A 23,746-nucleotide genomic window follows, 5' to 3' on the forward strand; every position below is an offset into this window, starting at 1 on the left:
AGCAGTCATTTTTCGACACTTCATTTCAGGGTGATTATGTCTGAACCCATGATAAGTCTCATCGATTTCATCTTCTGTAAATTTTATTTTGAGCATGAATAAGTGGTCCAATAAAATTTATAAATGATAGCAATATTTTTACGCATCCCTGATCGCGCGAAGTATATATGATTTCATCCGACAGATTCATAGAATGCCTGCATATTAATTTAATATAAGTAAGTCCATAGATACTGGACATTGCTAAACAAAGTATATTCTCAGTAAAATGTAAAGCTTATGTTGCTGCTGTATATTAATTTAAGGTAATTGACGTGAATAAATTTAACTTTCTAAGTTTTATACTCCGCCTGGCGGGAGCAATAGCACTGGTACTATTAACGTTTAATCCGGCGGGTTATTCATATTTTCATTGGGTTCAGAATGCGCTTGCAAGTGAGGGAACGGGATTTGAGGCTGAGCATGCATTTTGCGGTGTTGTTATCTTGATTGGCTGGACTATTCTGATAAGATCAACTTTTCGGGCTTTGGGCGCGCTAGGCTTAATTTTGGCAATTGCATTTATAGGCACTCTGGTTTGGCTTATGACCAGTTATGGAGTGGTTGAAGTGGGATCCTCCACTGCAATTACCTGGGCTGCTTTAATCAGTCTTGCCGCATTATTAGCAATAGGCTTGTCATGGTCACATATTCGTAGACGCTTGACGGGGCAGGTTGATGTTGATGATGTAGATGATCTTCGAGATTAAGTCTTTATTGGTTCAGAAACAAGGGACAGAAGGTACCCAGATATAGTCAGAATCAGGTTAGCCAAATATTTATCCTTGATGCTGTATCGCATATGTAACCGCGCGAAGTATATAAGCAAATAATAGAATCCAGGGCATCTTCATTACTTTTTAGAGCCTGCTCCTGTAATGATTCAGTATGAGAATCATTCATTATTTGACGGGTTAGCTCCTTTATCTCTAGCTTCAGAATCCTGCTGGCTTTAAGGTTGCCTAGTAACGCTGCCAGCTTTATTTGTCTCGCTCTTCTTTCTGTCACTTTTCCTTTTTATATTTTAGTCGTTTAATTAGGGAAAAGATTTCAATCAGAACAGGGTTCGGGTAGCATTCAATCTGCCATTGATTGCCCTTTAAATGGTTAAACCCAGCCTTTATTTGTATTATCCGGCTATTAATAACAGTAAATGTTTTATAATAGTTTAATCTCATTTCACATTAAATCTTGTTAGTTTAAATGAAGAAACAAGCCTCCATTCCAGGGATAGCGGAACATGACTTAGAATCCCAGGCCCTGTCCCTGCAACAAAAAGCTAAATATAAAGACGCGATAAAGCTGTATAAGAAAATATTACAGGTTTCTGATAACGTGTCATGCAAGCAGAATCTTGCTTATTGTTATATACAGCGAGCAAAAGATTTTGCTGTAAAAGGCATGTATAAGGAAGCGCTAGTGTTGTGGGAGAATCATCGTGTATATGCCCACAGTCCATACGCTGCTTATGATCAATATATTATCTGGTTGATACAAACAAATAACCTGACTAAAATCGAGGCTAGCCTGGGGGAATTAACAGCTCAACAACTGGATACGCAATATCCAGCATTGGCAAACGTTCTGGGTTTATTGATGCTTTCCGGGCACCCGGAATTTGCACATAGTTTGCCACAAGACTCTTTACTTATCGCACATTTTAATCTTGTTCAGACTGCACTACAGGCATATCAGGATAATAATACTGAAAAGCTCAACGAGGCTTTACGGCAGTTACCTTACCGCTCTGCTTTTAGAGATTTTCGGACCTTATTTAACGCTATCCTTGTTATGCCTGACTCACCCGCACAGGCGCAGATAGTATTGGCTAAAATCCGTGTTAGTTCGCCTTATGCGCAGGCAGCAAAAATATTGCTTGCTTGTACCAGAGAAGGTGCTGAACTTGCCGGGAAACTTGTGCAACTAAATTATCAACAACGTAGTTTTGTTAGTGAAATTAAAGGCTTGAGTAAAAATCAACTGGATTTTATTGAACACTTTTGCCGCCAGCATAAAAGCTTGTCAGACAAGGTACAATTTAACCTGGCAATTCAATATCAGTCATTAATAGGCGCTGAGCTGGCACAGCATTTTTGTCAGACATTACTGGCTAGCTATCCTGCTGGAAACAAAGAGTTTAACAAGCACTTTAGCGAGGCGAGTGAGCTTGAAGAAAATCGGGTTAAGGCATTATTCTGTGAACAGGATAATAATCTTTATGATGCAGAATATTATTGGAAACAGTGTATAGACATTCTGGATAATGAAGCGGCTGATAATAGTTTGAAAATTGCCCTGATTTTACAGCGCATGGCCGCCACTGAACCGGAAGGAGAAAAACGAACCGGTTTATTGATCGATAGTGTGGCGTATGATCCGGACAATCGTAATACTTATTTGCAAATTATTCATTATTTTAGTCAGCAGCAGAAGACATTAAAGGAGCATAAGCAATGGTTAGTAAAAACCCTGGAAAAGTTTCCGCAGGATGTCGAGGTTTTAACTCAGGCAGTTAAAGCCGCAACACGGAATAAGACCCATAAAAAAGCCAGTCAATATGCCAGTAAAATATTAAAAATTGATCCGCTCAATACTTTTGCCAAACAAACGCTATTTTCCAGTTATCTGGCACATGCACGGCGTTTGATGCGCGAAAAAAACTATCATTTGGTGGAAAAAGAGATTAGTAAAGCTGAACAGCTCAATATAGGCAAAGCGTATCTTAAGCAAGTGCAGTTAATGCGCGCGCTATTGTGTTTTGCCAATATCAATAAACAACAAGGGTTGCAGGACATTAGTTCTGCACTCGATAATTTGTATGCCGATCCAGTCAATATTCAATTTCAGGCGACTGTGTCAGCCTTGCTCAATGGTTTACCTGTGGCTACTCTTTTGCGTGAACTGCCGGACACAAAAGAGCATATATTATCTGCACAGGAATTGACTGTGCTTATACAGCAATTAAATCAGTATGCTAATGACCATGAAGACAGGGACTATTTATCTAAAGCACTGGATAAAATTAAACCCCCGTTGAAAAAATCGCTTACAGAGCATGAATATGATGAAAAGCTGTTATTAAATTTATGTCAGGCATTAGATACGGTTGAGCATTTCGAATTATTACGCCATTGTGCAAAACTGGCCCAGCGTAAATGGGCAACGCCAATCTGGATGTATTACCGGGTGTATGCAGATAATAATGGTGATGCAACAGAGTGTTCTGATCTGGATGTGTATCGTTTGCAATATGCTAATCATCAAGCTGCCGAGGATAAAGACTTTCCGACAGCCATATTGATCGATAAATTTCTGGATAGTTATTTTGATGCTCATCCACAGCAAGCAGCCGGATTTCTTGAAGGACTGTTCGGTGATTTTATGGACGGCGATGCTAAGGAGTTCGATGATCCCTTAGCAGAGTTATTTGACCATCTTTCTGATCGTGTGATGATTGATCTTAATGCCAGGGCGGAATCATTATTAAAAACAATGACACCGGAAAAATTGACTCAGGAGTTAGCTCAACAAGTTGGAGAGGAACAATCGTTGTTCCTCGCGATGATGGTAAACCCTGAGATATTTTCTGCGCTAATACTACTTAAAGCCGCTGATGAATTACACATTGATATCGATGCGAATATTTATGATGTTATTGAAGTTTTTGGTATTTCTGACAAAAAAAACTCATTTCCACTCCCTTTTTAAGTGACTATTTTACTATGCAGACTCCTTATCAAATACTCGGTGTAGACATTGATGCCACTGATGATGAAATTAAACAGGCTTATTTACATCAAGTTAAACAAAGTCCACCTGATCGCGATCAGCAACAGTTTCAGTTAATACACGATGCTTACACTGCCATTAAAGATCATAAAAGCAGAGTCAGTTATGATTTGTTTACTCTTCCGGTAGCTGATTTCACTACCATACTAGACAAAGCATTACAGACTGGGCTGTCGGGTGCCATGAACGCTGAGTCTGTAAAAAAATTATTAACTATCAGCATTGATAATGCCAGTTTATTAGCCAGCCTTGAGAAATAATGACTACAGAAGCACAAAAGACTGAATTACTGGAAGATTTCCAGAGGTATTTACAGCAGAACGTCCCTGAATCATTTGCCTCTCAGGAACAGCCTGACCTGCATACCTTGCTCGGAGAATTAACCGGTTTAAAAACTGAAGTCAAAGCGGAATCCAGACAGTTTAAAAATACGCTGGATACCCTGAGCTCGGCACTGGAAACAGTACAAAATGATAATAAAGTCTTATCTGCCGAGCTTGCTGCAAGTACGGATCGCTTGGTGCGACAGCAAGCTGAAATGATGCGCAGCATGCTGCTGGACATGGTAGATTTGTATGATCGTTTAAGTACAGGCCTGGATGTGTTGCAAAATTATCGACCAGTGAATGCTTTGTTTAAACATTCCAGGCAAAAAGACGTACGTTTTATTGAACGTTTTAAGCAAGGGCAGGAAATGACCCTTAAACGTTTTGAACAATTATTGCAAGGCTATCAGGTCAGGACTGTAAACTGTAAAGGTCAGACTTTGGATCCTTTGACCATGAAGGCCATTGCAACAGAAGAGAATTCTAAATTTGCTAATGGCATTGTGCTGGAAGAATTGCGTAAAGGCTTTTTGTATCAAGATCAGGTGCTGCGTTTAGCAGAAGTTAAAGTAAATAAAATCAAGGTTGGATAACGCATGAACGATATTATTATTGGCATAGATTTAGGTACCACCAACTCAGAAGTTTCTATCGTCGAAAACGGTAAAGTGATTGTCATTGCTGATGGCGACAAGAAAATGCTGCCTTCTTTTGTTGGTATGGATGATAACGGACAGATTATCGTAGGCGAAACTGCGCGCAACCAGTATCTGGTTTATCCGGAAAGAACCATTAAATCGATCAAACGTTTGATGGGCCAGGATATTCATGTTGAATTAGCCGGGCAGGCCTACACACCGCAGGAAATTTCAGCCATCATTCTTAAACGCCTGAAAGCTATTGCTGAAAACCATCTAGGACAAGTAGTGAGCAAAGCGGTAATTACCGTGCCGGCTTATTTTTCCGATGCACAACGGCAAGCAACTCGCGAAGCTGGAGAAATTGCTGGCTTAGAAGTTGTGCGCATGATTAACGAACCGACCGCTGCCGCGCTTGCGTATGATGCGAAGCAATCTGAATCCAGGAAAGTATTAGTGTATGACCTGGGGGGGGGAACTTTTGACGTATCGGTAGTCAATATAGAATCAGGTGTGGTTGAGGTATTATCTAGTCATGGTGATAATCAGCTGGGGGGTGATGATTTTGATCAGCAGATCGTTGAATATCTGTTGCAGCATATACTGGACACGCAGCACGTGGATGTACGTCAACACAGTAAAGCCATGGCACGAATTACCCGTGCTGCAGAAGAAGCAAAATTTTTACTTTCCGATCAGCCTTATGCACAGATTGATGAAGAATATTTACTAGAGCATGAGGGCGTTGCCATTCATTTATCGCATGAGCTTTCCAGAATAGCTTATGAAGAGATGATAGAAGATTATATTAATGTCACCCTGGATGCCGTACATATTGCTTTGAAAGGGGCAAAATTTACGACTATGGATATTGATGAAATTATACTGGTGGGTGGTTCTACACGTACGCCATGTATACGCGAGCGCCTGCTGAATGAATTTGGCTTCGAGCCGCATAGTGAAGTCGATCCGGATTTATGTGTCGCCATGGGCGCGGCCATTCAGGCAGCGATGATTGCAGGACAGGAAGTGGATACGGTATTGGTTGATGTTACACCTTATACCTATGGAACCAGTGCAATTGGTTCACTGGATGGAGCACCGTATCCTTTTATGTACGTGCCTATTATTCATAAAAATACAGTCTTGCCGAATCGTAAATCAGATGCATTTGCAACCAGTTATGATGGTCAGGAAGCGGTTGAAATTACGATATATCAGGGAGAAGACCCTGATGCATTAAATAATGTCAAAATCGGTGAGTTTCGGGTTGAGGGTTTGCTGGATGTTGCTGCTGGAAATATTATTACTCTTACTCTGGCACTGGATCTGAATGGCATTTTGCAGGTTTCTGCGCAAGAAAAAGATACTGGCCTGGAGAAATCTATTACCATTAAAAATGCTTTATCTCAGTTTGAAGGCTCGTCTCTGGATACCGCAAAACAACGTATCAACTCTTTGTTAGGGCACATGGATCCTCGTGTCATTGAACATGAGTCGTCGACAGAAAGGGAACAGGCGGTAGCAGCGGAAATTTTAGCTGCACGAGAGCTGATTGCTAAAGCCGAGGGCTTATTTGAGCAAGTATCAAATGAAGACAAGGAAGACATGATTGATTTAATTGAAACGCTAACCAGCTGTATCGCCGCAAATGATATTCAGGGTCTGGATGATCCAACCACACAATTACGGGATATTATTTATTATCTGGAATCCTGATGCTGCGTTGTCCCAGCTGTAATGCACGCTTAAATGAGCGAGTGATATGCTCCAGATGCCGGGCTGATCTGACTGCGCTGATTAGCGCAGAACAAGCTGCGCAACAGTGGTTTACTAAAGCAGTCGAGTATTATTTAGCAGCTAATGTTGAACAAAGTATTACTGCATTATCGATTTCCCTAGGCTTAAACACGACCCGCTTGGCTATTGTGTTTCGTGAATTTATAATCGAGCGGCAGTGCTACGAGATTCTCGATTTACTGGCACAAAAACGTGTATTGGCTGCAAAGCGCAGTTTGTATAAAGTTCATTTTTTATTCCCCTATAGCAAACAGTTGCTCCATTTAAACTTATTTAGCGATTATTTATTAGTAAACAGAACGGGTGGTGCGTAGATAATTCGATCAGTTTGGTAATCACTGTATAGTCTATTATTTTTTCCAGGAACGCCATGAAAATTAGCATAAACTCTAGCATTATCAGTCATTGTGGAAGGCTATTCCTGTTTATTTTTTTTGTATGTAATAGCGCTTATGCGGCTAATTCACTGATTGATATCTATGCAACACAGGCCCCCGTTTCATTAAAGACGCTTGCTGCAAAAATCAAAGATGCTGAAGCAAATGTTGAACTGAGTGAAACAACAAAAATACAATTACTGGAGCTTTACCGAAAAACCAGTAATTATCTGGAGCAAGTTCATACCAATAATGCCATGATCGAAGCATTGGTTTTATTTAGAAACCAGGCTCCGGAACAAGTTAAACTGCTCAGAAAAAAAATAGAGATAAATCAAGCCAAAGCATCTCGTACAACTGTCATGAGTATTAATGCGGATACTCCCTTTGTTATTATCGAACAGCAACTGTTCAATGAACAAGCGAATCTTGCAGCTGTTAAGGCTAAACTCTCTGACCTGGAGCAGCAGTTAATGCTTGCGGCCGCTAAGCCAAATGAAAATAGACAACGTTTAATTGAAACAAGGCGCAGCCAGGAAACAATCACAGCGCAATTATTATTGCTTGCAACAGCTAATGAAATTTCTATACTAACGGAAGCATCACGCTGGAAATTGGAGGCTCAGCGCCTGGCATTACGCTCGGAGATTGGCGTACTGGATCAGGAATTACTTAGCCTGCCAGTACGCATTGATCTGCTTGAAGCTGAGCGAGACATAAATGCTTTTAAGGTTGAGCAATTAAGCAAGCAAGTCACTGCTATTCAGAAAGTTGTTAATATTCAACGTCAAATTGAAGCTGAGAAGAATAAATTATCCGCTGAAAAAACTCAACATGAACTCGAAGGTAAACATGTAATAGTACAGAAATTGGCTGAAAAAAATGCTGATTTGACTAGAATTTTAAGTCAGTTAACGCAACAGATAGACAATATTGTTATTGAAAGTAATGCAGTCAAAAAGGAAACTGAGAGCATTTCCGATCAATTTAAGAATGTGCGTAAAAGACTTGACGTTGGAGGCTTTGGTCAGGCATTGGGACGTGTGCTATATGAGCAACAAAGGCAACTACCGCGTCCCGCTGTGCTGCAGAATAGATCAGAAAATCGAGCCATTAGCTTGGCAGAAGTGGGTTTACTGGAACTGCAATATACTGAAGAAAATAAAGTACTGAATGATATTGATACGTATATAAATCAACTCACTGCATCAATCGGTGACCTAGAGCAGGAAAAAATAAAAGCTAATCTGGAAGCACTGGCTAAAAGCAGGCAACAAATGCTCAAGCAATTGATTAATCTTAGTCGATCTTACTTACGGTCAATGAATGATTATGAATTCAATGATCAGGCTTTGCTTGCTATCATACAAGAGTATAAAGCTTTTCTTGCTCAACGTCTGTTATGGATACGCAGTGGCCCCATGCCTAACCTGGCGACAATCCAGGAAATTCCAGTGCAGCTAGTACAGATGATAAGAACAGAACGTTGGCAGGAATTAGTTATGGTGCTAGATGGAGATGAATCGCTTTCAGCGGTGACTTTCTTTGGAATAATCATAACAATAGTGCTTTTCTGGAAAACTAAAACGATGCACCGTATGCTGGCTTTGACAGGGATGAAAGTAGGCCGGCTTTCAAGTGATAGTATAGTCTATACTTTTTATGCGCTGGGTCTAAGCTTTCTTTTAGCAGCATCCTGGCCCTCATTGTTATTACTGATTGCCTGGATGCTTAGCGTGTCAGAACACACAACACTGTTTACCGAAAGCATTTCATCCGCATTCATCTGGGTTGCTGTACACTTATTCGGATTCCGTATATTCCGAGCTATTTACGCACCTAAAGGTGTTGCTATCCAGCATTTCCATATTCCAATATTAGACGCCCAGTTACTGTACCGTGAACTGGGCTATCTGATGCGTATTTTTCTCCCCTCGGGTTTTATTTTTTCTATTTTATTCAATTCGGATTTAGCACTATCAACAGGTGAACTGGGACGTTTGTTGATCGTGGTGAGCTTAATCGCATTAACTGTATTTTTTCAGCGAATCACGACTACTCAAAAGTATAAACGAAGTAAAAGCCGGGTAGATTTTTTGCGTCTATTGCTTATTGCAGTACCCTTGATACTGATTGTGCTTGCTATCATCGGTTATGTCTATACAGCGGCACTGATTACTATGATGCTGGTTAAGACCTTATGGTTTATTCTAGGGTTGATTGTTGTTCAACGACTTGCAGTGAGATGGATCGTACTGGCTGAGCGCCGTCTTGCATTCAAGGCAGCCCTAACTGAACGTGCTGCAATTGTGGCAAAGCGTGAAGAATTAGTATCTAACCATAGACAAGAACCTGAAAGTGAAGAGGGTGAAATAGAAGAACCTGAAGTTGATTTACCTAGCTTAAGTGAACAAGGGCAGCATTTGCTTAAGATTGCTTTGATAGTAATAGGTGTATTGGGTTTATTAATGATCTGGTCTGATGTATTGCCAGCATTCACATTATTAGAAGAAATTAAACTCTGGAATCATGCGACTATCATTGCTGGTGAACAACAAATAATGCCTGTCACTTTACTTGATCTTAGTATGGCCTGCCTGATATTGTTTGTGACTATCGTCGCTTCCAGAAACCTGCCGTCACTTCTGGAAATTATCATGTTACAAGCCAGCACGATGACAGCAGGAAGCCGCTATACTGTCACGACCATAACTAACTATATAATTTTCGCACTTGGCTTAATTCTATTCTTTAATAGACTCGGAGTAGACTGGTCGAAACTTCAATGGCTAGTAGCCGCATTAGGTGTTGGTATCGGCTTTGGTTTACAAGAGATTGTCGCTAATTTTATCAGTGGAATTATTATTCTTTTTGAACGCCCTATTCGAGTCGGGGATATGGTTTCTATTGGTAATAATGATGGATTGGTTGTGCGTATCCGTATTCGTGCGACAACGATTAGAAATTTTGATAGAAAAGAATTACTGGTGCCTAATAAGGAGTTTATTACTGGTCAGTTGATTAACTGGACATTATCTGATCAGACAACACGAATAGTTATTCCAGTTGGCCTAGCCTACGGGGGGGATGTGGAGGCAGCATTCAAACTGATGCTGGAGTCAGCACAACAACATCCATACGTGTTATCAGACCCGCCGCCTTCTGTGGTTTTTGATGCATTTGGGGATAATGCCTTATCTTTAAAACTGCGCTGTTTTGTGGCCGATATAGATTACCGGGTACCGACGATCACTGAGTTACATAAAACCATCAATCAAAAATTTAATGACGCAGGTCTTGTGATTGCTTTTCCGCAGCGGGATATTCATCTGGATTTCAAAACACCACTGGATGTTCGTATGCAGAGTAAGCAGCTCAATCCAGAATCAGACTAAATGTTGAAGGCTCTATGTGAATCGTAATGGGTTAACTTATATCGACAAAACCAGAGACTAGGGCTTCAATGTCGATAATATGGGGTATCATTGCTTATTGTTTTTATGTGATTGAGTATTGACGGGATCTGTTACCCTATTAAGACACGGATAGCGATGCTTTCTATAGTCAGGGAAGATTAATTATTAAATTGACTGTATTGTCTTTCTATGGAATAAAATTTGCTTAATATTAATAGTATTATGTAATTATATATTTCTTGCATTGAAAAACTCCGTTAAAATATCATATCTTAGTTGTGTATGTTTAACGCCTTTGAGCTAAAAATAAATAATTAAGACAGCTTACTTTAATTGGCTTGTATGGCCTGAAATGTAAAAACATATAATATGAGCAATATTTTTATTTGGCCTGTGCGTGTCTACTACGAAGATACTGATGCGGGTGGTGTGGTTTTTTATGCTAATTATTTAAAATTTTATGAACGTGCACGAACGGAAATGTTGCGTGCAATGGGCTTTGAGCAAGACGAGTTGATTACACATGAAGCGGTGATATTTGTCGTTCGCTCAGTACAGGTTGAGTATTTAAAGCCTGCCAGATTTAATGAAATGTTAAATGTAAGCGCTGCTTTATGTAAAGTTAAAAGTGCTAGTTTGACTTTTGAGCAAACAATTACCCGTAATGATGAGATTTTAAATACTGCCAGTATTCGTATTGGCTGCCTGGATTCAGACACGCTAAGGCCTAAACTTATTCCTGACGCACTAAAGCAAGCAATAAACTATGCATAACGATTTATCTATTTTTTATTTAATTACTCAAGCCAGTTTAGTTGTTCAACTGGTGATGCTTATTTTATTATTCGCTTCGTTGATTTCATGGACCTTTATTATTTCGAAACATAAAGAACTAAAACGAGCAGTTAGGGTAACTGAAGAATTTGAATCTCATTTCTGGTCTGGCGGAGATTTAAGCCGCTTGTACACACAGCTTAGCGCACAAGGAATGCAAGCAGAAGGACTGGAAAAAATCTTTATTGCGGGTTATAAAGAATTTTCGCGGATGCATAAAATCAGTGGCATACCGTCTGCTGAAAAAGTAGCAAATGCACAACGAGCTATGCGTATAGAATTAGCGCGAGAAATGGATAGACTGGATGAAAGTTTACCGTTTTTAGCGACAGTCGGGTCAACTAGCCCTTATGTGGGATTATTTGGAACTGTATGGGGTATTATGAATTCCTTCCGCTCACTTTCGATGGCAAAGCAGGCGACTTTGGCGCAAGTTGCTCCTGGCATTGCTGAAGCACTGGTGGCAACTGCGATTGGTCTATTTGCCGCAATTCCTGCCGTCGTTGCCTATAATAGTTTTGCCACGCGAATATATCGTTTAACGGGGCGTTACGAATTATTTATAGATGAGTTTGTTGTCCTGTTGCAGCGGCAGGCGCATTCATAATGAGAGAACGTAAGCCTAGAAAGCCGATGGCAGAAATCAATGTCGTTCCCTATATCGATGTGACACTGGTATTATTGATTATTTTCATGATTACCGCGCCTTTGATTCAATCAGGAGTCGATGTTGATTTACCTCAGGCAGATGCGCAAGATATCAGCCTTGAAGATTTGCCGAATCCGGTGATTATTACTATCACCAAAGCAGGTCAGTTTTTTATTGATTTAGGTAATGGTGAAGATGATGAACCTGTGACTGCGAATGAAGTTTTACTATTAACCCAGGCCGTACGTAAAAATAAACCGGCAACACAAGTTTATATTCGCGGAGATAAAGAAGTGGAATATGGAAAAGTCGTTACCGTGATGGCAGCTTTGAAAAATGCAGGCGTACCGAATGTCGGATTAATGACGGAAAATTTTTAAACTGTATTCTGGAAAAAAGTGACTATGGGTAAATATTTCCTTTCATTTCTAATGTCATTAACTTTGCATTTGAGTATTATTGCCTTGTTCGTGTTTAGTTTCCCTATGGATACCCCGGTCTCTGAGATAAAAAAAGAGACCCCGGTTATTATTGAAGCCACCATATTAGATGAGAGTGTTGTTACAGCGAAAGCTAATGAACTAAAACAGCAGCAGGAGAATAAAAAGCGTCTGCAGCAAAAACAACAAGATGATGTTGTAAAAAAATTAGAGCAAGAAAAACAAGATTTACAGCGATTAAAAGCTAAGCGTCAACAAGAAGAACAAGAAGCAAAAAAGCAAGCTGAACAGCTTAAAGTTGCGGCTCAAGAAGAGCAGAAAAAACTGCAGGACATCAAACAAAAGCTTGCTTTGGAAAAGAAAAAACAACAAGAAATTGATGGGCAGCGCCGGGCTGAAGAAAAAAAAAGGGAAATAGAAAAACAACGTAAAGCAAAAGCTGAGCGTATTGCAGAAGAACAACGCCAATTAGAAGCGGCAAAGATTGAAGCAGAAAAGCAGAAGAAAATAGCTGAAGTTAAAAAACAAAAAGCTCTGGAAGAAAAATTACGTCTTGATGCTGTCAGAGAGGAAGAAGAAAATAGGCAACGAGCAGAAAATGCTAGAATTGCTGAAAAAGAAACAGCAGATGCAACAGCTTTAATAAAGCGTAAAATAACGCAAAGCTGGAATAGACCAGTTTCCGTGCACAGTAATTTGAAATGTAAGATTAGAATTGGACTGATTGCTAGCGGAGATGTCATGTCAGTTGTTATAGTTGAGAGCAGTGGAAATTCTGTATTTGATGATTCAGCTGAACGAGCTGTAAGAAAAGCGTCACCATTACCAGTACCTAAAGATCCAAATATTTTTCAAAAGTTTAGAAGTTTTAATCTGGAGTTTGCACCGGATAAATAATGATTCTAGTGGTTGTTGCCTTTCGGGGTATAAATTAAATTAATGAGTAAACGTGATTAAATTAAGCAAAAATATAGCTGTTTTTTTAATAACCATGACTGCCTTGATATATAGTCATGTCTTACAAGCAGAATTAACGATAGAAATTACCGAAGGTGTGCAAAGTGCTTATAAAATAGCAGTTGTGCCTTTTGCTGCACCTGAGGGAGGGGCGCTAAATACCGATGTTGTGCAAATAATTTCTCAGGATTTAGCCGGAAGTGGCTATTTTAAGGTGCTCCCCAGAGGAGAAATGCTGACTTACCCTACGCAGCCAGCCCAGGTTAAATTTCGTAATTGGACTGCAATAGGCCAGGACTATCTGGTAATAGGTGCTATCACTAAAGATAATAACCTTTACCATATAGAAATGAGTTTGTTTGATATTTATAAAAAAGAGCAATTAAAAGGTTTACGAATTACTGTTGGAGCTTCGTCCTTAAATATGGCGGCACATCATTTAAGCGATGTAATCTATCAGCAAATTACGGGAATTGCTGGTGTTTTTAGCACGCGCATTGCTTACATCACCAACCAATTCGATGCGCAAAATAAGCCGCAATATAAATTACAAGTTGCTGATTATGATGGTAAAAATGCGATATCAATTGCCCAGTCAAAAGAGCCTATTATGTCGCCGGCCTGGTCGCCTGACGGACAAAAAATCGCCTATGTGTCTTTTGAAAATAAAGTCTCTGAAATTTTTGTTCAGACACTGAAAACTGGAGAACGAAAAAGCGTTGCCAAGTACAAAGGCATTAATGGATCACCAGCCTGGTCACCTGATGGAAAAAAATTGGCTATTACTTTATCCAAAGACGGTAATTCGGATATTTATATATTAACGTTGGCTGACTTATCTTTAATAAAATTAACCCGGTCCTTGGCGATAGATACCGAAGCTTCCTGGTCTCCTGATGGTAAACAAATCCTTTTTACTTCGGATCGTGGCGGATTGCCGCAAATATATGTTATGCCGAGTAATGGACAGGGAAGTGCAAAGCGGATAACCTTCGATGGCAATTATAATGCTCGTGGTGCATTTTCAGCAGATGGAAAAAAGATAGTCATGGTGCAGGGTACACAAGGTAAATACCGAATAGCCTTATTAAATTTGACAACAGGCGCAAACACAGTATTGACGGAGGGTCCCTTTGATGAATCACCTAGTTTCGCACCGAATGGCCAGATGATTATTTATGCCCGTAGAAAGGGTAATAAGGAAATTTTATCGACCATTACCCTGGATGGGCTGGCCCGAAAGGATATACAAGCTGCATATGGTAAAGTTCGGGAGCCTGCGTGGGCTCCACGTAAGTAATGCAATAAAACGTAACAACGCTGAATAAATTACCTGGATTTTAACAGTCCATGATTTTTGTATTTGTTACAAAAGGATTCAGTACATTAACTTTTTTCAAAAGGCTTAGAAATATGAAATTTAATAAAACAGTAGTTAGCCTCTTTATCTTTATTATGGCGACTTTATTATCCGGATGCAGTACTGATGCAATTAAAGGCGGCTTATCAGATAGCTCAAACCCTGATGATGCTAGCTCAGACAGCCAGAGTTATGTTTATAATGCCGATGGTGCGCAAGTAACTGAACTTAAACTGGATAAAAATCAAAATCTCAGTGCAGCTGAACAGTTAATGCTTAGCCCTGAATTTTCTGATCCCTCTAGCCCTTTATCTAAGCGGACGATCTATTTTAAATATGATAGTAGCCAGGTATTAAATGAGTTTATTCCTGTGATTAACGCGCATGCGCAATATTTAATGAACCACCCCAACCAAAGAATTACCCTTGAAGGTCATTCAGATGAACGTGGGACACGTGAGTACAATATTGCTCTTGCTGAACAACGTGCAAAATCAGTATTTAAAATGTTGCAATTGATAGGTGTTATGAGCAATCAAGTTGATATTGTGAGTTATGGCGAAGAAAAGCCGGTTGCACTGGAACATAATGATGATTCATTTGCCCTTAATCGCCGGGTAGAAGTGGTATATAAATAATGAGCAAGTTTTATCTATTAATAGTCTTTTGTATTTCCGGTTTAGCCCATGCTGAATCCAGAAAACTGCCGCCTATTATTAATAACTCAAGTTATGCAAATGGTGCTGCCTATATTGATCAGGCCTCTGCTAATCAATCTATGCTGGAGATGCTAGGCCGGGTAGAATCCTTACAAACCGAGATACAACAACTTCGTGGCCTGATTGAGCAGCAGAGTCATGAAATAAATATTTTAAAACAGCGCGAGCAAAATATTTATGCAGATATAAATATACGCCTGCAGCAATTAGAGAGCGCAAGCGGCATTCCTGTAAGCGCTGCTGTTGTTGCAAAGCCTGAGACATTAAATATTCCGGTTAAGCAAAGTAAAGTAATTGCGCCTAGCGCTGTTGTTGCAAAGCCTGAGACATTAAATATCCCGATTAAGCAAAGTAAAGTAACTGCGCCTGTTACTGTTAAACAAGCTCAGGTTCTGCCAGAAAAAAAGGTAATACCTAAATCAAAAAGCGATGAGAAAGCTGCTTTTGACAAGGCCTTTGCCAGTGTGAAAAATAGTCATTATCAGGAGGCGATTACCGAACTTGAGCAATTTTTGCTAGATTATCCAGATGGAGTGTACACAGATAATGCTCACTTCTGGCTAGGTTCTGTATATAAAGTAGTAAATGATATTCCGGCAGCAAAAACAAATTTTCAAGCCGTTTATACTCAATATCCAAAAAGTGAGAAGGCGGGAATGGCGATGCTTAAGCTAGCGGATATATACAGCGAAGAAAACAATATCACAAAAGCGCAACAATTGTACGTCCGCATTATCAGCCAGTATGCTGATAGCACAGCTGCAAATATGGCAGAAAAAAATTTACAGAGTCCAGGTCAGTAAGTCTAGTGAAAAGTGATGATTTACGTATCAGTGAAATTTTTTATTCACTACAGGGAGAATCCAGGTCAGTCGGCATACCCACTGTTTTTATTCGTTTAACAGGATGCCCTTTACGTTGCCAGTATTGTGATACGAGCTATGCTTTTTCAGGTGGTGAAATGCGAAGTCTAGCCAGTATTATTGATCAAGTGGCCCAATATAATACCCGCTATATTACCGTGACAGGTGGTGAGCCATTAGCACAGCGGGGGTGCCTGGAATTACTTAAGCAATTAGCAGACAAAAATTATAGTGTTTCTCTGGAAACCAGTGGAGCCATTGATGTATCAAGTGTTGATGTACGCATAGATAAAGTAATGGATCTGAAAACTCCGGCATCGGCTGAAGAGCATCGTAACCGGTATAATAATCTACAATATCTGAATAGCAAAGACCAGATTAAATTTGTTATTTGCAATGCAGAAGATTATGCATGGTCTAAAGCAAAAATGGCAGAACATGAATTAACACAAAAATGTGAAATTTTATTTTCTCCATCTTTGGGACAACAAGATCCGACTGAATTAGCTGAATGGATTTTAGCCGATCAATTACCTGTCCGCTTTCAAGTTCAGTTACACAAATTTCTTTGGGGTGATGTAGCAGGTAAGTAAGTTAACACTTTTTGCGTGAAGATTAATGTGTCTGGAAAATAACATGAACTAAATTTATCAGTGTTTATACTTCGCGCGGTTACATATACGGTTTTATAGCGGCCTATTTTAGCGAATAGCTGCGTTGTTGAAACAGGTGTGTAGCTTGATATGCGCCTATTTCAGCGCCTTGCTCTCAACTAAAATCAACTTGATAAAAATTCCGTATCCGTGACTGCGCGAAGTACATTAAGTTACTTATCAGTATTACACAAAAAAACTGTCTGCTGGCCCCCGCAACTCTTTCAGAATCTATTTATAATATATTTCGCTGTTTACAGCGACACCATGCACTCGGTCTTAAATGGTTCGGTTCGGATTGGCAAGATTTTAATCCCAGAATGGTCATATTAAAAAAATCAATGAAACGTGATACCAGTACCCAGTATCATGAGTAAAAGAGTTGCTATAAATCAGGTTATCATTAAATTTAAATAATGGAAAATTGGCAGAGTAGTTGTGCCTGCTAAATTATCCAAAAAATCAATTCTTAGATGGTGTATCATTTTCATTTGAAACTATCTAAAATCAAACAATTATCTCCTAAGCAAAAAATAAATCGTGAAAACTCAAGCCCCTGTTATCAATATAAAACCTTATGCAGCTGATAAGGATACTGCAGATGTTACTAACCAGACAGCTAAGACTCCCAAAAGTGAAAATAAACTTGAGGGTGAGCGTATTCAAAAAGTATTGGCAAGAGGCGGGGTAGGCTCACGTCGGGAGGTTGAACGCTGGATAACTGAAGGGCTTGTACAGCTTAATGGCCAGCCCGCTACTTTAGGGGATCGTTTAAAAGCAGGCGATGATTTAGTTTTAAAGGGGCGCCCTTTAAAATGGGAAAAATTTACTGTACAACCGACTCGGGTATTGATTTATCACAAACCAACAGGCGAAGTGGTTACTCGCAATGACCCTGAAGATCGTCCTGTCGTGTTCAAAAAACTACCTAAGTTATTAACGGGGCGCTGGATCGCAGTTGGGCGTTTGGATATCAATACTCAGGGGCTATTATTATTTACCAACAATGGCGAGTTAGCCAATCGTTTGATGCATCCTTCATCGGAAATTGATCGTGAATATGCTGTGCGTATTTTAGGTGAAGTGTCTGATGATAACCTTGCGCAATTAAAAAAAGGCGTGCAATTAGAAGATGGTCTGGCGAAATTTGATGACATACAGTTTAATGGCGGTGAGGGCGCTAATCGCTGGTATCATGTTACTGTAAAAGAAGGAAGAAACCGCCTTGTTCGTCGTTTGTGGGAAGCTTTGGAGTTCCAGGTTAGCCGCTTAATGCGAGTACGTTATGGCCCTGTTTTTTTACCGGATGGTCTCGGTGCGAGGCAGACATATGAACTAACATCCAAAGAACTGGATGATTTGTTAACCTTTGTAGGTTTGCCCACTGAAAGGTTTGAACATACTGTTAAACCAAGAGCGCCAGGTAAAACTAAGTCGCAAGTAAAAGTCAGTGATAAGCCCAATGCCAGGCAATCTAAACCGTCAGATGAGCGCAGCCGGACAGAAAAAAAGTCATCTTATGATAAAAATAGACGTCCTAGACGATAGGCAATATTTTGTTATGCTCTGCAGCACTCACTGAACGTAGAATTTAAAAAGTATTGGTTGGCGCTTTTATCTTCGCCGTCATTAAGTTAATAAATCCTGTGATTTTTGCTTCAACAAATGGCAATAGCGTAGATTCTCAAACACTTAAAAATAGATATATGGACTTTAAAATGATCAAATTAACACTGGGTGAAGAAAGTTATACTTGCTTGCCTGAAGAATCGGTACTGGATACCTTGATAAGAGCAGAAGTAGATATTTCGTATGCTTGTAAAAAAGGCACTTGCCATAGTTGTATTGCACGTAGTGTTAATCATGCGCCTCCAGAAGTTGCTCAAAAGGGCCTTAAAGCGACTCAGAAACAACAAAATTACTTTCTTGCCTGCCAATGCTATCCTGAGCGGGATATGCAGATTAAGCTCCCGGATCAATCCGAGATTTTTAGCCAGGGAAAAGTTATTCTTAATGAAATGTTGAATCACAACACCCTATTATTAAAAATTGAGTGTCAGGATATACAGGAATATTTTGCTGGACAGTTTGTGAATTTACAACGTGATGATGGTTTGATTCGCAGTTATTCAATCGCTAATGTGCCGCAGCAAGATGGTATTTTAGAATTTCATATACGTCGTTTACCAGATGGTAAATTTAGTGAATGGTTACATGATGAGATAAGAATTGGGGATAATATTGCGGTTTCAGAACCACATGGACATTGCTTTTATATTCCTGAACGTGCCGAGCAAGGGCTTTTATTGGTAGGCACAGGAACTGGTTTGGCACCTTTGGCGGGTATTCTGGAAGATGCACTAAAACAGGGACATACAGGGCCTGTAAAGTTATTTCATGGCTCTAGTACGGTTGAAGATCTATATCGGGTCGATGAATTACGTGAGTTTGCCAGGAAATACACTAATTTTTCTTATTTCCCCTGTGTCTCTAGTGAGCATGTTCCCGAAGGATATGTCGCCGGGCGTGCCGATAAAGTGGCTTTAGCGCATATGGATGACTGGAAAGGCTGGCGAGTTTTTTTATGTGGGCATCCTGATATGGTAAGCTCAATGAAAATTGAAGCGTTTATGAAAGGTGTCTCTATGGGGGATATTTTTACTGATGCTTTTGTGACAGCAGCTAGTTGAATTTATTATTTTCTTAAATATCGTTTAGCTACTCTGTGTTTCTTGACTCAGGGCGTCTATCCATGTATTGCGCAGAGCGTAGGGACGAGATAGCCGAGGCTTTAGCTCGGCTAGTGGGTAGCCCAATCCATACCGTTTTAGACCCGTTATTATCATCCTTCCCAAGCCCTGCGCGAGAATTTGTGTAAAGGTATTTGCTGTAACCATCATTCTCTTGTGTTTTTATCTATATGCCATCGCAACAACTTATTAAACAAATTTCTAAAAATCTATCCAAAACGCTTAATAAAGACCGGCAGCCGATCAAGCGACAACTTGATCGCTTACGCAATGAATTAAGAAAAGGACAGCAAGTTGAAGAAAAGTTACGCCAGCTGGAACTCAAACTTAAGCAATCGATACAAAAGCGTCATACCCGTTTAGCCAGTTTCCCTGTTCTGGATTTCCCCGATTTACCTATTTCCGCTAAAAAAGACGAAATCGCTGAACTTATCAAAAATAATCAGGTGATGATACTCTGTGGTGAAACCGGTTCAGGTAAAACCACGCAATTACCTAAAATATGCTTATCTATCGGGCGTGGTGCAGCAGGCTTAATTGGACATACTCAGCCCAGGCGTATTGCCGCCCGAACAGTTGCCGACCGTATTGCTGAGGAACTCAAACAGCCTCTAGGTCAGGCAGTCGGATATAAAGTCCGGTTTCATGACCAGACGCGGGAAACGTCACTCATTAAATTAATGACCGACGGGATTTTGCTTGCAGAATCCCAGAATGATCCGTATTTAAGTGAATATGACACGATCATTATTGATGAAGCTCATGAGCGCAGTTTAAATATTGATTTTCTGTTGGGTTATATGCGTTGGTTATTACCGCGCAGGCCTGATCTCAAATTAATTATTACTTCCGCAACTATTGATCCTGAACGTTTTTCCGAACATTTTTTTAATGCGCCAATTATTAACGTATCAGGGCGTACTTTTCCTGTCGAAATGCGCTACCGACCGATTGAACAGGATGAGGAAGAAGATGAAACGACCAGTGATGTGCAGCAAGCTATTTTAGATGCGGTCGATGAATTGCAGCATGATATTAGCGGTGATATTCTGATTTTTCTTAGTGGTGAACGCGATATACGTGAAACCCATGAATCCTTGAGTAAGCATAATCAGGGACGTTTTGAAATTTTACCCCTGTATTCAAAACTCAGTGTCAGCGAACAGGAACGAGTGTTTAAAACCAGGGCAGGTAAACGACGCATAGTCCTGTCAACCAATGTTGCAGAAACATCACTGACTGTACCAGGGATACGTAGTGTTATCGATGTTGGTCATGCACGGATTAGTCGCTATAGTCATCGTAGTAAAATTCAGCGCCTGCCGATTGAAAAAGTTTCGCAAGCCAGCGCCAACCAAAGAGCAGGGCGTTGTGGTCGTGTTGCTGAAGGGATTTGTATCCGTTTATATTCACATGATGATTATTTAAGCCGTCCTGAATTTACCGAGCCAGAAATTAAACGCACCAGTTTATCAGCGGTTATTTTACAAATGGCATCGCTTAAATTAGGTGATATACGCGACTTCCCTTTTGTAGAGCCACCCGAAGATAAAATGATTCGTGATGGTTTAAATACCTTGCAGGAAGTCAACGCGCTGGATAATTCAGGCAAACTAACGCCTATAGGTCAGAAATTAGCCAAACTCCCTGTAGACCCAAAATTAGCTCGTATGTTAATTGCTGCTGATGCAATGTCCTGTCTTAGTGAAGTGGCTATTATAGTTTCAGGTCTCAGTATTCAAGATCCGCGTGAAAAGCCAGCTGACAAAATGCAGCAAGCGGACAGCAAACATGCAGAATTTATTGCAGAAGGCTCAGATTTCCTCAGTTTTATTAATATATGGAATACTTTTGAAGAGCGTAAAAAACATTTATCCAATAATCAGCTTCGTAAATGGTGTAAGCAGAATTTCCTCTCTTATGTACGGTTAAAAGAATGGCAGGATGTACATACCCAGATTTTACAAGTGATTAGGGGGGAATTAAAGCTCAAGCTGAACAGCACAGAAGCCTCGTATGAAGCGGTGCATCAGGCGCTATTACCGGGCCTGTTATCCAATATCGGATTTAAACATGAGCAGAATGAATATTTAGGCGCACGAAATTTAAAATTTTTTATTTTCCCGGGTTCAGGGCAATATAAGTTACGCCCAAAATGGATTATGGCCGCCGAGCAAGTGGAAACCAGTAAAGTGTATGGGCGCTGCGTGGCAAGGATTGAGCCACAATGGATAGAGCGTTCTGCACAGCATCTCATTAAGAAAAATCATTTTGATCCGCATTGGGAGAAAAAAGCGGCGCGTGGCGCTATTTTTGAACGCACTTTATTATTTGGCATCACGCTACAATCACGACGTAAAATTCCCTACGAACATGTGGATGCAAAAGCGGCACGACAAATGTTTATTCGCCAGGCATTAGTGGAGCATGATTATCAAACCAATGCGCCATTTTTTAAAGCAAATGAGAAATTATTAGAAGAAGTCGGTTATATTCAGCATAAAGGCAGACGCGTAGATTTAATTGAAGATGAAGAATGGCTATATGATTTTTATGAGCAGAAATTACCTGAAACGGTGGTTAATGGCATCACTTTTGATCAATGGCGTAAAACAGTCGAGCGAGAACACCCGCGCTTATTATTCCTGACCAAGGAAAACTTAACGCGTCATGATGAAGGACATATTAGCTCTTGGGAATATCCGGACGAGAAACAAATTGGCCGTTTAACATTGCCACTACAGTATCGGTTTGAGATCGGTCATGCGGAAGATGGTGTCACTGCTGTTATTCCCGTCCATCAACTCAATCAATTGACCGAGCAAGCCTTTGAATGGCTGGTCCCTGGTTTATTAAAAGAAAAATTAATAGCATTAATCAAAGGCTTACCTAAGCAATTACGTAAACATTTTGTTCCTGTACCCTCGATGGTAGACTGCTGCCTTGAAGTTGAGCCGGACGGTAAAGGCTCTTTGTATGAATGGCTATCCATGCGATTACGTAAACTCACAGGTGAATCTATTCCTTTAACCGCCTGGAATACAGAACTGATAACTGATCATTTACGCATGAATTTTAGGGTGATAGACGAACAAGGTATACAACTTGATAACAGTCGTGATTTAAAAGCCCTGCAGCGTAAATACAATGAAACAGCCGGGGATAGTTTTAATCAACTGGCAGAAGACGAGCTAAATTATACAGGTTGTATTAAATGGGTATTCGGTGAATTACCTGAAGTTTATCAATTTGAACAAAATGGCCAAAATTTTATTGGCTATCCTGCCATTATTGATGAAGGCGATGCGGTCGGCGTGCGTATTCTGGATACCCAGGAAAAAGCTGATTTACATAATGAGGCAGGCCTTTCCCGTTTATTCCAGTTGCATTTAAAAAAAGATACCAAGTATATCCTTAAAAACCTGCCATTTTCACCTGAGTCCGAACTGGCTTATAACCGCTTGAGCATGCATGGCGATTTAACTCGGGATATCAGGAGTTCTGGTTATAAAGAAGATATGCTCGGTTTGGTTATTCGATCGGTATTTGTATCTGGACGTATGCTGCGAACAGAAGAACAATTTGAGCAATGTTTGAAAGATAACAAACCGGAACTTATTAACACAGCAAATAAAATTGGTGAGCATGTTGTTAAAGCATTAACACTGTATACGCAGATTAAAATACTCGTAGATCGTTTGCCTCAGGATGACAAATCTGTAATCGATGTACAGCAGCAATTAGCACGTTTATTTTATCAGGGCTTTCTGACAACAACGTCAAATGAGCATTTAAAGCACTATCCGCGTTATTTAAAAGCAATAGAAACTCGTTTGCAAAGTATGTTGCAACAGCCTGATAAAGATCAGCAAAAAATGCAAGAAATGGCAAAATTTCAGCAATGGTTCTGGCAAAGTATTGCAAAACGCCAGAAAGATGAAATTGTTAATCCGGAACGCGAGGTATTTCGGTGGATGCTGGAAGAATTTAGAGTGTCCTTATTTGCTCAGCAACTAAAAACGCCTATCCCTGTGTCGGCAAAACGTCTGGAAAAAGCATGGAATAGTCTATAGAGCGCGGACTGAAGCTTGTTACTATAGTCCGTTGACAAAAACTTACTCCCCCCCTGATAAGCC

18 protein-coding genes are annotated in these 23,746 nt (G+C 40.1%); all 18 read left to right on the forward strand.

Annotated elements, in window-relative coordinates; translation table 11 throughout:
* Positions 1-314 precede the first annotated feature (314 nt).
* A complete protein-coding gene (locus AU255_RS09745) occupies positions 315-749 on the forward strand; it encodes a DUF6524 family protein (protein WP_080522689.1) in 435 nt (144 codons plus the stop codon).
* 493 nt (positions 750-1,242) lie between these two features.
* Complete coding sequence (locus AU255_RS09755; RefSeq protein WP_080522691.1) at positions 1,243-3,747, forward strand: hypothetical protein; 2,505 nt, start codon at positions 1,243-1,245, stop codon at positions 3,745-3,747.
* Positions 3,748-3,761: 14 nt separating this feature from the next.
* Positions 3,762-4,088 (forward strand): J domain-containing protein, encoded by a 327-nt coding sequence (locus tag AU255_RS09760; RefSeq protein ID WP_080522692.1) that lies wholly within the window; start codon positions 3,762-3,764, stop codon positions 4,086-4,088.
* Positions 4,088-4,747, forward strand: a complete 660-nt coding sequence (locus AU255_RS09765) for a nucleotide exchange factor GrpE (RefSeq protein ID WP_080522693.1) — start codon at positions 4,088-4,090, stop codon at positions 4,745-4,747. The genes AU255_RS09760 and AU255_RS09765 overlap by 1 nt, the downstream gene beginning before the upstream one ends.
* A gap of 3 nt (positions 4,748-4,750) precedes the next feature.
* Positions 4,751-6,511, forward strand: coding sequence for an Hsp70 family protein (locus AU255_RS09770; protein ID WP_080522694.1), 1,761 nt, complete (start codon positions 4,751-4,753; stop codon positions 6,509-6,511).
* Positions 6,511-6,906, forward strand: coding sequence for a hypothetical protein (locus tag AU255_RS09775; RefSeq protein WP_080522695.1), 396 nt, complete (start codon positions 6,511-6,513; stop codon positions 6,904-6,906). Before AU255_RS09770 ends, AU255_RS09775 begins: the two co-directional genes overlap by 1 nt.
* Before the next feature lie 56 nt (positions 6,907-6,962).
* On the forward strand, positions 6,963-10,364 hold the full coding sequence (locus tag AU255_RS09780; RefSeq protein ID WP_080522696.1) for a mechanosensitive ion channel domain-containing protein: 3,402 nt from the start codon (positions 6,963-6,965) through the stop codon (positions 10,362-10,364).
* 390 nt (positions 10,365-10,754) lie between these two features.
* A complete protein-coding gene (gene ybgC / locus AU255_RS09785; protein WP_080522697.1) occupies positions 10,755-11,159 on the forward strand; it encodes a tol-pal system-associated acyl-CoA thioesterase in 405 nt (134 codons plus the stop codon).
* Entirely contained in the window at positions 11,152-11,826 is a 675-nt protein-coding gene (tolQ, locus tag AU255_RS09790; protein ID WP_080522698.1) for a protein TolQ, read from the forward strand. The genes ybgC and tolQ overlap by 8 nt, the downstream gene beginning before the upstream one ends.
* Positions 11,826-12,248 (forward strand): protein TolR, encoded by a 423-nt coding sequence (gene tolR / locus AU255_RS09795; protein WP_080522699.1) that lies wholly within the window; start codon positions 11,826-11,828, stop codon positions 12,246-12,248. Before tolQ ends, tolR begins: the two co-directional genes overlap by 1 nt.
* A 51-nt stretch (positions 12,249-12,299) precedes the next feature.
* Positions 12,300-13,205, forward strand: coding sequence for a cell envelope integrity protein TolA (gene tolA / locus AU255_RS09800; protein WP_233144658.1), 906 nt, complete (start codon positions 12,300-12,302; stop codon positions 13,203-13,205).
* 94 nt (positions 13,206-13,299) lie between these two features.
* Complete coding sequence (gene tolB, locus AU255_RS09805; RefSeq protein ID WP_233144604.1) at positions 13,300-14,565, forward strand: Tol-Pal system beta propeller repeat protein TolB; 1,266 nt, start codon at positions 13,300-13,302, stop codon at positions 14,563-14,565.
* A 113-nt stretch (positions 14,566-14,678) separates the two neighbouring features.
* Positions 14,679-15,263, forward strand: coding sequence for a peptidoglycan-associated lipoprotein Pal (gene pal, locus AU255_RS09810; protein WP_080522701.1), 585 nt, complete (start codon positions 14,679-14,681; stop codon positions 15,261-15,263).
* Positions 15,263-16,147 (forward strand): tol-pal system protein YbgF, encoded by an 885-nt coding sequence (ybgF, locus tag AU255_RS09815; protein ID WP_080522702.1) that lies wholly within the window; start codon positions 15,263-15,265, stop codon positions 16,145-16,147. The genes pal and ybgF overlap by 1 nt, the downstream gene beginning before the upstream one ends.
* Before the next feature lie 5 nt (positions 16,148-16,152).
* A complete protein-coding gene (gene queE, locus AU255_RS09820; protein WP_080522703.1) occupies positions 16,153-16,800 on the forward strand; it encodes a 7-carboxy-7-deazaguanine synthase QueE in 648 nt (215 codons plus the stop codon).
* Positions 16,801-17,400: 600 nt separating this feature from the next.
* Positions 17,401-18,408 carry a 23S rRNA pseudouridine(2605) synthase RluB gene (gene rluB / locus AU255_RS09825; RefSeq protein ID WP_408606480.1) on the forward strand — a complete coding sequence of 336 codons (1,008 nt, stop codon included), beginning with the start codon at positions 17,401-17,403 and terminating at the stop codon, positions 18,406-18,408.
* 170 nt (positions 18,409-18,578) lie between these two features.
* Complete coding sequence (locus AU255_RS09830; protein ID WP_080523329.1) at positions 18,579-19,550, forward strand: FAD-binding oxidoreductase; 972 nt, start codon at positions 18,579-18,581, stop codon at positions 19,548-19,550.
* Between the two features lie 230 nt (positions 19,551-19,780).
* On the forward strand, positions 19,781-23,683 hold the full coding sequence (hrpA, locus tag AU255_RS09840) for an ATP-dependent RNA helicase HrpA (RefSeq protein ID WP_080522705.1): 3,903 nt from the start codon (positions 19,781-19,783) through the stop codon (positions 23,681-23,683).
* Positions 23,684-23,746 lie beyond the last annotated feature (63 nt).

Origin of the sequence: Methyloprofundus sedimenti, assembly GCF_002072955.1 — a bacterium.
GTDB lineage: Bacteria > Pseudomonadota > Gammaproteobacteria > Methylococcales > Methylomonadaceae > Methyloprofundus > Methyloprofundus sedimenti.